Below are 13,601 nucleotides of genomic sequence, written 5' to 3'. Positions count from 1 at the left end.
CAATAGGGCCGTTCCAGGCGCCGGTCGGGTTCAGCCAGCAAATCTGTTCCTGTTCAGTGGACTGCGGCGAACATGACGCGTTCCTCGGTTGCGTCAGACAGCATCATCTCCTCGACCACGCGGCCGCGTTTCACGACCAGGATGCGATCGGAAACCGCAAGGATCTCCGGCAGATAGGACGAGATGACGACTACGGCCATGCCCTGATCGGCAAGGTCGCTGATGAGCTGGTGGATCTCGACGATCGCGCCGACATCGACGCCGCGCGTCGGCTCGTCGAAGATCACCAGCTTGGGCTTTTGGATGAGCGACTTGGCGATCACGACCTTTTGCTGGTTGCCGCCGGAAAGCTCGATCATCCGGGCGCGGTCGCTGATCGACTTCAGCCTCAGCCGCTCGCCCCATTGCTTGGCGAGTTCCCTGGCGCGGGCCAGGGACACGATCGACACCGGGTTGGACTTATCCGTCAGTTCGCCGATCTGCAGGTTCTCGCCGGCCGTCATCGTCTCGAAGAAGCCGTCGAACTTGCGATCCTCCGTCACATAGACGATGCCGTCGCGCACCGCCGGCCGGGGCACGCGATAGCGCACCGACCTGCCGAGCAGGCGGACTTCGCCGCCATGGAAGATGTTGCGCTTCAACAGGCCGGCAACGACCTTGGCCATCTCGGTGCGGCCGGCGCCGACCAGGCCGAACATGCCGGTGACCTGCCCCGAAAAGACAGAGAAGGACGAATTGCGCACCAGGCCGGCGCAGGAGAGGTTCTCGACCGAAAGCACCTTGTCGCCATAGGGGCGCGCGGTGCGTTTGACCTCGCCATGCAGCGTTTCGGTGAGCGTGCGGCCGACCATGGCCTGCACGATCGAGGCGCGGGTGAAGCCCTTGGCCTCGCCCGAAGCCACGATCTCGCCGTCCCGCATCACGGTGATGCGGTCGGCGACGGCGAGCGCCTCTTCGAGCGCATGGGTGATGAAGATGATGGCGATGCCTTCCTTCACCAGCCGCTGCAAGAGGTTGAAGAAATGGCGCTTCTCTTCCGGCGTCAACGTCGCGGTCGGCTCGTCGAAGATGATGACGCGGGCCTTGTGATGGACGGCGCGCGCGATCTCCACCATCTGCTTGTGCGCGGCGCCGAGCGTGCTCACCTGCGCGGTCGGATCGACCTGGAACCCCATGCCGGCGAGGAACTGGCGCGCCTGGATGTAGAGGCCGCGCAGCCGGTTGAACATCTTCTCTTCGCCAAGATAGAGGTTCTGCGCAACCGTCATGGCCGGCACCAGATTGGTCTCCTGGAACACCATGGCGATGCCGGCGCGCAGCGCCTCGGCAGGCGTTGCGAAAGACATCTCCTTGCCGTCGAAGAACAGCTCGCCCTCGGTCAGCTTGAACACGCCGGCCATGACCTTGGTCAGCGTCGATTTGCCGGCGCCGTTTTCGCCCAGCAGCGCGTGGATCTCGCCCCTGCGCAGGTCGAAATTGACGTTCTTGAAGGCCGGGATGCGCGAGAACGCCTTGGTCGCGTCCTTCAGTTCGATGATGTTTTCCGACATCGCTTAACCCCGCTTGCCGCTGGCGGCCTTCGCCACGCGCACGATCCGCGACCCGCCGCGCGAGGCGACGAGCAGGTCGTCGTCGACCTCGCAGGCGCTGATCGTGCCGTGCACCGTGCCGTCGGCGCGCGAATGGAAGCTCGACAGCGGCTTCATGTTCTGGTCGCAGTGGACAACCAGCCCGTAGGACCGGGTGACCGCGTAAGGTTTGAGCACATTCATCTGCTTGAGCTGGCTGCCCTGCATCGGCTCGCGATAGTCGCGCCAAGAGCCGAGTGACGGCGCCATCCAATAAGCCTCCGGCACCTCCGCCAGCATGCGCTTGCGATAGGTCTCCTCGCGCAGGATGAACTCCACCAGCTGGTTGCGCACGGAATAGAAGGTCAGCCAGTAGCCGGCGTTGAACGCGGGTGCGATGCGCGCCGGATAGGCCGGCAGATGTTCCAGCACCGGCAATGTCGCCTTGCTGGCGAGGTCGATCGCCAGAACGCGATGGCGCCAGGCTTCGGTGACATAGACGCGGTTCGAACCCGTAGTGGCGATGCCGGCCGGCCAGGAGAGGCTGTCGCGGATCAGTTCCAGCCGGCCGCTTTTCAGGTCGAGGCGCCAGAGCGAGCCCGAAGCGTTCTTCTGCATCAGGTCGCGGCGCCAGGCGCTCGCCGGCAGGGAGGCCGAGCCGTTGGCCACCAGCAGAGTGTTGCTGTCCAGGAAGGTGAGAGCGGTGACGCAGGACAGCCTGCGGGCCTCGTCGCCCGTCGCCTCCCGCCCGTCATGCAGGCCCCCTCGGATGACCACGCCCTTGCCGTCGATGGCCAGCGCGGTCATGCCGCGGGCATGGGCGAGCGCGGTGATCTCGCCCGGGAATTCCTGCAGGACCTCGGCCTTGCCGTCGGCGTCGAACCGCATCAGCCGGTTCGCGCTGCTCGCCAGCATGCCCTTTTCGGTCCGCACCAGATTGTCGGCGTCGGCGAGGCCGGCGAAAGCCTCCGCCTCCTCCAGCTCCTGGTTCGGCAGCAGCGGTCCGTCGAGCGTCGGCACGGTCACCGCCCAGTCGCCACGGCCGAGGAAGCGATCGAAAAGCCGGCTCACGGCGCTCATGGCTTTTTGCCCCAATAGGAATCCGAGCTGAACCAGCTGGGATCGGCGCCCTTGAGCGGCAGCGTTCCCATGCGGTTGTTGAAGATGCCGCAAAGATAGAGGACGCCCTTGTGCTCCCGCATCGAGGTGATCATCGGGTGCTTCTCCCCGCCCTGGTCCCACAGGCTCTCGAGGATCTGGCCCTTCTCGTCGAAGCGCAGCACGCAGCCGGTGTTGAGGTTAGGCATCAGCCAGGCGTCTTCCGACACGCGCCGCGCCATGCGGCGGCGGAAGCCAGGCATTTCCAGCGACAGGTCGAGCGCCGGCGTGCGCATGCCCATCAGCGCCAGCCAGTAAGTGCCGTCGGAGGCGCGGTTGATGTTGTCGGGATAGCCGGGCAGTCCCTCGATGACTCCCTCCACCTTGCCCTTCTTCGGCCCGTCGAAATAGTAGCGGCTGATGCGGCAGGCCCAGCTTTCCGCGAACAGCACCGACTGGCCGTCGAAGGCCGTGCAGATGCCATTCGGAAACACCAGGTTCGACAGCAGCGTGCGCGTCGAACCGGATTTGGGATCATGGACGATGATGCGCCCATTGCCGCGGCTCTCCAGCGCGTCCGCGTACCAGTCGTGCATCTCGAAACGCACCGTGGCCTCGGAAAAGACGATGCGGCCGTCTGGGAGGATGTCGCAGTCGTCGGCGAGCTTCATGGTCGAGTCGTCGACCACCGATGTCAGCGAGCGGTTGGTCTCGGCGGTGAGCAGCTTCACCTCGCCGTCCGGCGAGACTTGGTAGAGACCCATGCCGGCGACGCAGATGACGAGATTGTCGTTGCGGTCGAAGGCCATGCCGAGCGGCGAGCCGCCGATATGGGCGAACACCTCGCTCTGCGTGTAGTGCGGCGGCTGGAAGCGCAATATGTCGCCTTGGCGGCTGCCGGTATAAAGCCGGTCCTGCCGGTCGAAGATCACGTCCTCGGCGCCGTCGAGGAAGCCAAGGCCGATGACGCCGACGTCTTTCAGCCGATCGTTCACCGCCATCGGCGCGCCGGGCGCGGTCGAGATCGACTGCGGCATCTTGGCGAAGGTCGGAGAGATATAGACGCCGCGCAGGATCTTGTGGCGGTTCTTCACCCAGCGCACATCGAGCAGCACCGACAACAGCAGCACGAGGCCGAGGATCAGATAATTGACCGGGCCGGGCACGGCGAGTGCAAGCAGGCTGTTCGACAGAACGAGCACGAAGAGCGTGCCCATCAGAGCCTTGGCGACAGAGCCGCGTCCGCCGCCGAGCGAGATGCCGCCGAGCACGGTGGCGGTCAGCACCTGCAATTCGAGCCCGGTGCCGATGTCGGAGGCGGCGCTGCCGATGCGGGCCGAGAAGAAGAAACCTGAGAGCGCGACCAGCACCGAACAGAGAACATAGGCGCTGAACAGGGTGAAGCGCACGTTGATGCCGGCATTGTAGGCGGAACGGCGCGCGCCGCCGACCGCGAACAGCCGCCAGCCATAGCGGGCGCGCGACAGCACCAGGTGGATCACGATCGCGATGACCACGAACACCGCGAAGGACGTCGGAACGCCCCAGACCGTGCCGAAGCCGAGAAAATCATAGGCCGGCGAATCCGGGCCGCTGGTGACGATCGCCGTCGAGACATGCGGGAAGATGATGTCGAAGGTGGACCGGTAGATGATGAGCGTGACCAGCGTGGTGAGGAACGCCCGCATGCGCAGGAAGCCGACCAGGAAGCCATTGATGGCGCCGCAGACGACGCCGAGACCCAGGCAGGCCAGCAGGCCGGTCCCAAAGCTCCACTGCTCGACATTCATGCCGTAGAGCGTGACGAGCACCGCCAGCGCGAAGGTCGAGCCGACCGAGAGATCGATGCCGCCTGACACCATCACGATGGTCATGCCGAGCACGACCAGGCCGAGCTCGGCGGTCTGGCCGCTGAGATTGGTCAGCGTCGTCACGTCGAAGAAGCCCGGCACGATCGAGCCGAAGATCGCGCACAGGATCACCAGCGCGGTGAAGGGAATGACGCTGTCGATCCATTTCTTGGTCAGGATCTCCCCGACCACATGGTCGGGGAGCAGACGATAGCGCCAGCGCACAAGGCTTTCGGCCATGCTCATCGGAAAGTCCGTTTACTTGATGTCTTCGGGCTTCCAGCAGTTCCGGCCGGTCGCATTGGTCTTGTCGACGCGGGTGATCGGGCCGAAGAAGATGGTCTTCTCGCTGCCGGCCTTGCGATCAGGGTGCTGCAGCAGCTCGGAGATCTGCTGCGCGGCGATCTCGCCCTGGATCGGGGCATTGAAGTTGAAGATCACGTCGAGCAGCCCGTTCTTGATGCTCTCGCAACCCGTGGCGGCGCCAGCACCATTGGTGACGATGGTGACCTGGTCCTGCTTGCCGGCGGCCGCGACGGCCGCGCCCGCGCCGACTTCGGCATTGTCCCAGATGCCCATGATGCCGCAGAGATCGGGATGCTGCTGCAGCACCGTCTCGGTGATCTGGCGGGCCTTTTCGCTGATGTAGTCGGCCGGCTGGTCGGAGACGAGCTGCAGCTCGGGATTGGCCTTCAGCACCTCGTCGATGCCGGTGCGCATATAGATGTTGGCGGCGCCCGTCTGGACGCCGGCGAGCCACACCACCTTGTGCGAGACGGCGTTCGGTCCGGTGCAGTGCTTGGCCAGTTCGCCCATCTCCAGGCGGCCCATCTCGATCCAGTCATTGCCGACATAGGAGTCGGTCTGGGTCGCCGACTGCATGTTGACCTGCAGCACCTTGATGCCGGCGGCCTGCGCCTGCTTCAAGAGGCGCGCATAGGTCTGCACGTCCGGATTCTGCACGATGATCAGGTCCGGCTTCTCGGCGATGGCGCCCTGCATGGCGCGGATGCCGGCATTGGTGTCACCGTTGGGATCGCGCACCTCGAGGGTGAAGCCGTAGCGGGCGGCGTGTCGCTGCCAAACCATCACCCAGGCCTGGTTGAGGTCCATGCCCTGCGAGATCGGCACGAAGATGACCTTCTTGCCCTTGACGCCGTCGATATAGGCGGCCCGGCCGACCTGGTCGGTTTCCTGCGCGCTCGCAACCTGCGCGGCGCCTAGAAACGCGAGCGCGGTCATGCCCGCCAACAGGCATTTCTTGAATAGTTTCATAGGTTTCCTCCCTGATTTGATGGTTCGGGTTCTTTTTTCAGATGTCGCCGCTCTGCGAGGTCTGCTCGTCGCGCGGATTGATGATGGCGTCGATGGCAAGGGCGCCGAGCAGGATCACACTCTTGATCAGGTTCTGGCTGGTGTAGGAGAAGTTGAGGATCGTCATGCCGTTGGTAAGGATACCGACCAGGATGGTGCCGGCGATCACGTTGCGCACGCCGCCCTGCCCGCCCGACAGGCCGATGCCGCCCAGCACGACCACCAAAAGCACGTCGTAGATCAGGCTCGAATTGTAGAGGCGCGTGTCGATGCCTGTGACCAGACCGGTCATGATGATGCCGGCGGTAAACGCGATGAGCGCGCTGATGACATATTGCGTCACGATGATCGGACGCGTCGGCAGGCCGGTGGTGCGGGCAGCGTTCGGATTGTCACCGGTCGCATAGACCAGTCGGCCGAAGCGCGTCTTTCGCAGGAAGAGCCCCATCAGGGCCGCCACCGCGCCGAAGATGACGACGGACATCGGTATGCCGAGCACGCTGCCATTGCCGACGAATTTCAGCCAGGCGATGTCCGGCGGCGCATAGAGCACGTCCGAGGCGAAGACGATGCGCCCCGAGCCGTAGACCGAGGAGGCGATGGCCAAAGTCGCGAAGATCGGCGGCACTTCGGCGATCGCCACCATGACGCCGGTGAACAGGCCGATGGCCGCGACCAGTATGGCGCCGCAGATCACTGCAAGCGTGAAATCGATGCCCCAGGTGGAAATCCAGATGCTGAAGGCGACGCCGACGACCATTACCGCCACCATGGTGAGGTCGATGCCGCGGCCGACGACGACGAAGCCCATGCCGACGGCAAGCGTGCCGAGGATCGACACGTTCTTGAGAATGGCGATGATGTTGCCCTGGCTCAGGAAGTTGTTGAGTGTCGCCGAGAAGACGACGAACAGCACGACCGAGATCGCGACGACGACGACTTCCTGCGACGCCTTCAAGCCAAGGCGCCTGTCGTTCGATTGGCCCGAACCAGGCATGTTCCTCCTCCCAGGCGGCCGGTGGTCAGCGCCTTGCTCAGGCGACCAGCTGCTCCGGAATCCTCCCAAGAAACCCAGCCGTTCGCCTGGTTCGGACAATTACGGCTGGAGCGTCGGCGGACAATTTCGTTTTTCTGATACGCTGTGCAGTTTGCCTCCGAGGTCTCAGGCCCGCGGCGGCTCGCCGGCATAGGCACGCGCGATAAGGGCGCGGATCGGTTCCCGTTCCAGCGCCCGCGGATTCCAGTAGGGATTGGCCAGCGCGCGATCCGTCGCGATATCGATCCCGTCGGACGGCATGCCGATCTCGGACAGCGCCCGTTTTGCGCCGATCCGGCCGGCGAGATCGTAGAGCGCCATGGCAGGATCGTCCGTCTTCAGCACGGCCCGCAGGGTTTGCATGACGGCCGGAACGGCGGGGGCGTTGTAGGCCAGCGCATGCGGCAGCACGATCGTATGGGTCTCCGCATGCGGCAGATCGAAACTGCCGCCCAGCGTGTGGCAAAGCTTGTGGTGCAGCGCCATGCCGACGGAGCCGAGGCAGATGCCGCAGAGCCAGGCGCCGTAAAGCGCCTCGGAGCGCGCATCACGGTCATGTGGGCTCCCGGCAATGACCGGCAGGGCGCTCACCAACGCGCCGATGGCTTCGGTCGCCATCAGGTTTATCACCGGGTTGCTTTCCCTGGCATAGAGCGCCTCGACGGCATGGGCGATGGCGTTCATGCCGCTTGTTCCCGACAGGGAAGCTGGAAGCGTCATCGTCAGGTCGACGTCGTAGATCACCACTTCCGGCAGCACCTTCGGGCTCGATTGGGTGACCTTCACGCCATCCTTCGTCTCGCCGAGGATCGGCGTCATTTCCGAGCCGGCATAGGTCGTCGGCATCACGATCTGGGGCAGGTCGGTGCGCAATGCGATCGCCTTGGCGAGACCCGTCGTGGAGCCGCCACCGACCGCAACCAGCCCGTCGGCCTGAAGCTCCGCCACGACCCGCAGCGCGTCCTCGGTCACCGACACGGGCGTGTGCATCGTCGCGCCGGCATAGACCCCGGCTGCCCTGCCGCCGAGCGACCCGGCGAGACGCCGGGCATCGGCCTCTCGCGGCGGCGTTGCGAGCACGAGCACGCGTTTCAGCCCCAGCCGGTCGATCTCTTCCGGAAGCCCTGCGATCGTGCCCGATCCGAAGACGACGCGTGCCGGCTGGCCGTTGTAGACGAAGCTTTTCATGCGAGCCTCTCCCGTCAGCCGCGACTATATGCCCTCGGCATGAAAGTTAGCGACGAAGAGGCGCGCGCGTAAGTGCGCTTGCCGACGATATTCGGCAGCCGAGATCTATTCGCCGTCGGAAGCGGTATCAGTTAATTGCGCCGGGCCCATCGGCGCTGCTGAGGATCGCGGTGGCGTTAGGCGATCCTCTGCTCGAACTGCATCACGCTCGCGCTCTTGCGCAATCCCGTCGCGACGACCGACACACGGAACTTGCCGGCCAATGCCTGATCGAAGATGGCGCCGACGATGATGTCGGCATCGGCGTCGACCTCTTCGCGTATCCTCGTCGCGGCCTCATCGACCTCGAACAACGTCATGTCCATGCCGCCGCTGATCGACACAAGCAGGCCCCTGGCGCCCGTCATCGACGCTTCGTCCAGCAGCGGATTGGCGATCGCCGCCTCTGCTGCCGTCCTTGCACGTCCCTCACCTGAGGCCTCGCCCGTTCCCATCATCGCCGGGCCCATGTCCCGCATCACCGACTTCACGTCAGCGAAATCGAGATTGATCAGCCCTTCCTTGACGATGAGATCGGTAATGCAGCCGACACCAGCGTAGAGAACGCGGTCCGCCATGGCGAAGGCGTCGGCGAAGGTGGTCTTGGCGTCGGCGACCCTGAAGAGGTTCTGGTTCGGGATGACGATCACGGTGTCGGCGCTCTCGCGCAGGCGTTCTATCCCCTCCTCCGCGGCCTGCGTCCTGCGCTTGCCTTCAAAGACGAAAGGCTTGGTGACGACGGCCACCGTCAAAATGCCGGCATCGCGCGCGGCACGCGCAATCACGGGCGCCGCACCCGTCCCGGTGCCGCCCCCCATGCCGGCGGTGATGAAGCACATATGCGTTCCCGCCAGATGATCCATGATCTCATCGATGGATTCCTCCGCGGCCGCACTTCCGACCTGGGGCAGCGATCCCGCGCCCAGACCCTCGGTCACATGAGCGCCCAATTGGATCAGCCGCGACGACTTCGACATGGTGAGGGCCTGAGCGTCGGTGTTGGCGACGACGAACTCGACGCCCTGCAGCCCCTCGGCGATCATGTTGTTGACGGCGTTGCCGCCGGCGCCGCCGACGCCGACGACGGTGATCTTGGGTCTCATCTCCAGGATTTCCGGCTTGGCGGTCATTTTTTCATCTTTCTACGATAGCGCCTGCTGCTCCGCCGCACGGCGATGCGAACCGGAGCAACGAGCACACGAATCAGGTGATCCCCACCACCTGCAGGGAATCAGAGCGGGCGCCTCCCTGCAAGGTCCGCCGAACATATGCAAGCGCGATGCCCTGCGTTCGAACAGAAAGCTTCCGGTGCCTGAGTGCTCCAGGCGAGGCCGTTGCAGGACGTTCTACTGCTTCACAGAGGTCGAGGTGCCCCATGTGTCCGACAGCACGTAGCCTTGCGGATACGGATCCGTCGGATCGAGATAGTAATTGTGCTCGCCCGTGATCCAGGCGCGGCCGGCGATTTGCGGCACGATCGCCTTGCGCCCGGCGACATCGGTGAGTTCGAGGATCTTGCCGGTGAAGCGCGAGCCGATGATCGATTCATGGATCAGGACGTCGCCGACGCTCATCAGGCCACGCGCCTGCAGCACGGCCATGCGTGCCGAGGTGCCGGTTCCCGTCGGGCTGCGATCGGAGCGCCCGGGCGAGACGATGCAGGTGTTGCGCGTGACCTTGCCCGGTCCCTGGAACGGCATGGCGAACTGCACGATCGACACGCCGCGCACATTGTCAAACTCAGGATGAACGACATCGAGCTGCTCGCGCGCGGCGCGGCGCACCTTCTCGCCGGCCACGGCAATCTCCCGGGCCTCGTCGGGCGTGACCGAGAAGCCGAGCGCCTTGGCGTCGACGATCGCGTAGAACATGCCGCCATAGGCGATATCGACCTTCAGAGTTCCCAGCCCCTCGACCTCGATAGCCGCGTCGAGGCGTTCGGCGAAGGCGGGAGCGTTGCGGAAGGTGATCGACAGGCATTTGCCGTCTCGGCATTCGGCACGCACCTCGATGACGCCGCCCGGCATATCCAACTTGAAGCGTGTCTCCGGCTCCTGCATCGGCACCATGCCGGTCTCGAGCAGCACGGTGGCGACGCAGATCGTGTTGGAGCCGGACATGGGCGGGTATTCCGTCGGCTCCATGATGATCGCGCCGGCGGCGCAATCCTCACGCGTCGAGGGCACCAGGAGATTGACATGCCGGGCAACGCTGCCGCGCGGTTCGCAGATCAGCATGCGCCTTACGTGATCGTGGTCGCGCTCCATCGTGATCATCTTTTCCATCATCGTGCGGCCTGCCGGCGGCAGCACGCCGCCGACGATGACGTCGCCGATCTCACCCTCGGCATGGCAGCCGACGACACGAATGCTGGCTTTGGTACGCATGATCACTCCCTGTGGCCGCGACTATCCGCTTGGCAAGCGGTTCTTTGCGGGACAAACTGGCCAATGTGCGTGCCAGCCTCAAGGAGAATCCGAAATGACCGCCAATGTTTTTTCCGGCTGCATGCCGGCGCTGATGACGCCTTGCACCAGTGACCGGCTTCCCGACTTCGACGCGCTGGTGCGCAAGGGTAAGGAACTGATCGCCGCTGGCATGTCGGCCGTGGTCTATTGCGGCTCGATGGGCGACTGGCCACTGCTGACCGACGAGCAGCGCATGCAAGGCGTCGAGCGCCTGGTGAAGGCCGGCGTGCCGGTGATCGTCGGCACCGGTGCCGTCAACACGGCCAGCGCCGTGGCCCATGCCGCGCATGCCCAGAAGGTCGGCGCGCGCGGCCTGATGGTGATCCCGCGCGTTCTGTCGCGCGGTCCGTCGGTCACGGCGCAGCGCCATCATTTCAAGGCGATCCTTGCCGCCGCGCCCGACCTGCCGGCGGTTATCTACAACAGCCCCTATTACGGCTTTGCCACGCGCGCCGACCTCTTCTTCGCGCTGCGCGCCGAACATCCGAACCTGGTCGGCTTCAAGGAATTCGGCGGCCCGTCGGATCTGCGCTACGCGGCGGAAAACATCACCAGCCGCGACGACGAGGTCGCGCTGATGATCGGCGTCGACACCGCCGTCTTCCACGGTTTCGTCAATTGCGGTGCTTCAGGCGCCATCACCGGCATTGGCAATGTGCTGCCCAAGGAAGTGCTGCATCTGGTAGGGCTCAGCCAGGCGGCGGCGAAGGGCGACGCCGAGGCGCGCCGGTTGGCGCAGGAGCTCGATGCCGCGCTCGCAGTGCTGTCCTCCTTCGACGAGGGTCCGGACCTGGTGCTCTATTTCAAGCACATGATGGTGCTCAAGGGCAGCCCGGAATACAGGCTGCACTTCAACGAGACCGATGCCTTGACCGACAGCCAGCGCGGCTTTGCCGAGGCGCAGCTCAAGCTCTTCGACACCTGGTACGCCCAGTGGTCGAGACAGCCGGTGATGGCGAGATACGCGGCCTGAACTCGCGGACCTGAGGCCGCCAGCCAAATCCAAATCTGGCGGCCCCTACTTAGATCACCGCTTCTTCGAGGAACGGCTCATTGCGTGGCACGCGCTCGTAGCAGAAGGGCGACAGATCGAGCGTCTGGAAGGCGCCGTGGACGATGAGTTCCGACACCGCCCTGCCGACCGCCGGCGACTGCTGCAGGCCGTGGCCTGAGAAGCCGTTGGCAAACATGAAGTTTCTCACCTCCGGGTGGAAGCCGACGATGCCGTTGTGGTCGAGCATGTTGTATTCGTAGTGGCCGGTCCAGCTTGTCTGAACTTTCAGCGCGTCGAAGGCCGGGATGCGGTGCCAGAGCGCCGGCCAGATATAGTCGTCGAATTCCTCGAAATGCATCTCGAAGTCGTCATAGTCGGCCGGTCCGTCGCCCTGCGGCGTATTGCCCGTGAGGAAGAGCTCGCCTTCCGGACGCACGAATGTCCCGGAGAGATCGATGACGTTCGGCATGCGGCCCGGGATCGGATTGGCGCTGGCGAAGACGAAGCTGTAGCGCTTGTAGGGCGCGACCGGGATGGAGAGACCGGCCATGGCCGCGACCTGCTGCGCACGCGGGCCGGCAGCGTTGACCAGCGTGCCGCAGGCCACCGTCTCGCCGGTCGCCAGCCGCACCGAGACGACCCGCCCGTCGGCTAGATCCAATCCCGTCACGGCATTGTCGATATATTCGGCGCCGCTGGCGCGTGCCGCGCGGCGGAAGCCGTTCAGCAACCCCATGGAATCGAACCAGCCTTCGTCCCGCGAACCCCACGAGCCGCCGCCGAGGTCGTCGACATTGAGCCAGGGGAAGCGTTCCTTCAGCGGGCCCGGCTTGAGGAACACCGTGTGTGCGCCGAGGCTGCGCTGCAACTCGACCCGTTCACGCGCCGCTTCCACGCCCTCGGGCGAGCAGCAATAGAGATATCCGTGCTCCTTGAAGCCGAGATCGGGGGCTGGCTCGTTCGCGTAGAACGGGGCCATCCGCTCCCGAAAACCGCGGATGATCTCGATGCCGAACTGGCTGATCTTCACATTGATCGGATTGGAATATTGCTGGCGGATCGCGCTGGTGGAAAGCGCGGTCGAAGAGAACTGGTAGCTTGAATCACGCTCGACCACGAGGATCGAGGCGCGATTGCCCAGCGCCTGGCTCAACCAATAGGCTGTCGAGGAGCCGATGACCGCGCCGCCGACGATGACGATGTCATAGGCGTTGCGCGACGGTGCTTTGTAAAAGGGGATTGCCATGACTTTTCCTACCGGTTGAACGAGGCGATCAGCGCGTCCGAACCCCGCGCCAGCAGGCCGAGATCGGAGCCGACGGCGACCATGGTGAAGCCGTCGGCGAGGTAGCGGTGCGCGTCGGCCTTCACGGGAGCCAGAATTCCGCTTGCCCTGCCCGCCGAGGCGGCAGCCTTGCGCACCGCCGATATCGCTTCCTGCACATGTGTGGCGCCGGGATTGCCCATCGCGCCCATATTCGTGGAAAGGTCGCCCGGCCCCACGAAGAGAACGTCTACACCATCCACCGCCGCTATTTCGGCGGCATTGGTGACACCGGTCCCGTCCTCGACCTGAACGGCAAGCAGCTGCTGCTCGCGCGCCGTGGCGTGATAGCCGGCGATCCGACCGAAGGCGTTGGCGCGGTGGCCGACCGAGAAGCCGCGAAACCCGCCCGGTGCATAGGTCATCGCGGCGACGATGGCGCGTGCCTGCTCGGCCGTGCGCACATTCGGGATCATCAGGCTGCGGGCGCCGACGTCCAGCGCCTGCTTGATGAGATTCGCGTCGTCCGATGGCAGTCGCACCACGGCTTCGCAAGGAAACGCCGCCGCGACCTGGAGCTGCGCCATGATGCTGCGCAGGTCGTTAGGGCTGTGCTCGCCGTCGATCAGCAGCCAGCCCGCCCCCGAGCCTGCTACGACTTCGGTGGTAAGCGCCGAGGCCAGCGAACACCAGAGGCCGATATGAGCCCGGCCGGCCTGGATGGTCGCCTTCAGCGAATTGACGCGCTCCTGCATTTGCGATCGCTCTCCAGTTCGGAAGGA

The 13,601-nt window shown here is 64.8% G+C and carries 11 protein-coding genes; 1 reads left to right on the top strand and 10 read right to left on the bottom strand.

Annotated elements, in window-relative coordinates:
• Positions 1-53: 53 nt before the first annotated feature.
• The 8 genes from DPM35_RS09335 to DPM35_RS09300 form a co-directional block, all read right to left on the bottom strand.
• Positions 54-1,550, bottom strand: a complete 1,497-nt coding sequence (locus DPM35_RS09335) for a sugar ABC transporter ATP-binding protein (RefSeq protein WP_112126954.1) — start codon at positions 1,548-1,550, stop codon at positions 54-56.
• Between the two features lie 3 nt (positions 1,551-1,553).
• Positions 1,554-2,648 carry an NHL repeat-containing protein gene (locus DPM35_RS09330; protein WP_112126953.1) on the bottom strand — a complete coding sequence of 365 codons (1,095 nt, stop codon included), beginning with the start codon at positions 2,646-2,648 and terminating at the stop codon, positions 1,554-1,556.
• Positions 2,645-4,762, bottom strand: a complete 2,118-nt coding sequence (locus tag DPM35_RS09325) for an ABC transporter permease (RefSeq protein ID WP_112126952.1) — start codon at positions 4,760-4,762, stop codon at positions 2,645-2,647. The genes DPM35_RS09330 and DPM35_RS09325 overlap by 4 nt, the downstream gene beginning before the upstream one ends.
• 12 nt (positions 4,763-4,774) lie before the next feature.
• On the bottom strand, positions 4,775-5,791 hold the full coding sequence (locus DPM35_RS09320) for a sugar ABC transporter substrate-binding protein (RefSeq protein WP_112126951.1): 1,017 nt from the start codon (positions 5,789-5,791) through the stop codon (positions 4,775-4,777).
• Between the two features lie 37 nt (positions 5,792-5,828).
• On the bottom strand, positions 5,829-6,827 hold the full coding sequence (locus DPM35_RS09315) for an ABC transporter permease (RefSeq protein WP_112126950.1): 999 nt from the start codon (positions 6,825-6,827) through the stop codon (positions 5,829-5,831).
• 165 nt (positions 6,828-6,992) lie between these two features.
• Entirely contained in the window at positions 6,993-8,054 is a 1,062-nt protein-coding gene (locus DPM35_RS09310; RefSeq protein ID WP_112126949.1) for a maleylacetate reductase, read from the bottom strand.
• Positions 8,055-8,230: 176 nt separating this feature from the next.
• Entirely contained in the window at positions 8,231-9,223 is a 993-nt protein-coding gene (gene ftsZ / locus DPM35_RS09305; RefSeq protein WP_112126948.1) for a cell division protein FtsZ, read from the bottom strand.
• Between the two features lie 216 nt (positions 9,224-9,439).
• On the bottom strand, positions 9,440-10,480 hold the full coding sequence (locus tag DPM35_RS09300) for a proline racemase family protein (protein WP_112127128.1): 1,041 nt from the start codon (positions 10,478-10,480) through the stop codon (positions 9,440-9,442).
• 94 nt (positions 10,481-10,574) lie between these two features.
• Between DPM35_RS09300 and DPM35_RS09295 the strand changes: the two genes are divergently transcribed.
• Complete coding sequence (locus DPM35_RS09295; protein ID WP_112126947.1) at positions 10,575-11,534, top strand: dihydrodipicolinate synthase family protein; 960 nt, start codon at positions 10,575-10,577, stop codon at positions 11,532-11,534.
• Positions 11,535-11,583: 49 nt separating this feature from the next.
• On the opposite strand, the gene DPM35_RS09290 is transcribed toward DPM35_RS09295, so the two are convergent.
• Together DPM35_RS09290 and DPM35_RS09285 are read right to left on the bottom strand one after the other, a co-directional pair.
• Positions 11,584-12,801 carry an NAD(P)/FAD-dependent oxidoreductase gene (locus DPM35_RS09290; RefSeq protein WP_112126946.1) on the bottom strand — a complete coding sequence of 406 codons (1,218 nt, stop codon included), beginning with the start codon at positions 12,799-12,801 and terminating at the stop codon, positions 11,584-11,586.
• 8 nt (positions 12,802-12,809) lie between these two features.
• Positions 12,810-13,574: an HpcH/HpaI aldolase family protein gene (locus DPM35_RS09285; RefSeq protein ID WP_112126945.1), complete on the bottom strand. Its 765-nt coding sequence runs from the start codon at positions 13,572-13,574 to the stop codon at positions 12,810-12,812.
• Positions 13,575-13,601 lie beyond the last annotated feature (27 nt).

The sequence above is a fragment of the Mesorhizobium atlanticum genome (genome assembly GCF_003289965.1).
Lineage (GTDB): Bacteria > Pseudomonadota > Alphaproteobacteria > Rhizobiales > Rhizobiaceae > Mesorhizobium > Mesorhizobium atlanticum.
This window is presented reverse-complemented; position numbering and strand designations above follow the sequence as displayed.

What these genes read in the sequence shown, in the direction of transcription:
- DPM35_RS09310 (WP_112126949.1), bottom strand. Translation starts at nt 8,054, where the DNA reads ATGAAAAGCTTCGTCTACAACGGCCAGCCGGCACGCGTCGTCTTCGGA.
- DPM35_RS09285 (WP_112126945.1), bottom strand. Translation starts at nt 13,574, where the DNA reads ATGCAGGAGCGCGTCAATTCGCTGAAGGCGACCATCCAGGCCGGCCGG.
- DPM35_RS09315 (WP_112126950.1), bottom strand. Translation starts at nt 6,827, where the DNA reads ATGCCTGGTTCGGGCCAATCGAACGACAGGCGCCTTGGCTTGAAGGCG.
- DPM35_RS09325 (WP_112126952.1), bottom strand. Translation starts at nt 4,762, where the DNA reads ATGAGCATGGCCGAAAGCCTTGTGCGCTGGCGCTATCGTCTGCTCCCC.
- ftsZ (WP_112126948.1), bottom strand. Translation starts at nt 9,223, where the DNA reads ATGACCGCCAAGCCGGAAATCCTGGAGATGAGACCCAAGATCACCGTC.
- DPM35_RS09290 (WP_112126946.1), bottom strand. Translation starts at nt 12,801, where the DNA reads ATGGCAATCCCCTTTTACAAAGCACCGTCGCGCAACGCCTATGACATC.
- DPM35_RS09295 (WP_112126947.1), top strand. Translation starts at nt 10,575, where the DNA reads ATGACCGCCAATGTTTTTTCCGGCTGCATGCCGGCGCTGATGACGCCT.
- DPM35_RS09320 (WP_112126951.1), bottom strand. Translation starts at nt 5,791, where the DNA reads ATGAAACTATTCAAGAAATGCCTGTTGGCGGGCATGACCGCGCTCGCG.
- DPM35_RS09330 (WP_112126953.1), bottom strand. Translation starts at nt 2,648, where the DNA reads ATGAGCGCCGTGAGCCGGCTTTTCGATCGCTTCCTCGGCCGTGGCGAC.
- DPM35_RS09335 (WP_112126954.1), bottom strand. Translation starts at nt 1,550, where the DNA reads ATGTCGGAAAACATCATCGAACTGAAGGACGCGACCAAGGCGTTCTCG.
- DPM35_RS09300 (WP_112127128.1), bottom strand. Translation starts at nt 10,480, where the DNA reads ATGCGTACCAAAGCCAGCATTCGTGTCGTCGGCTGCCATGCCGAGGGT.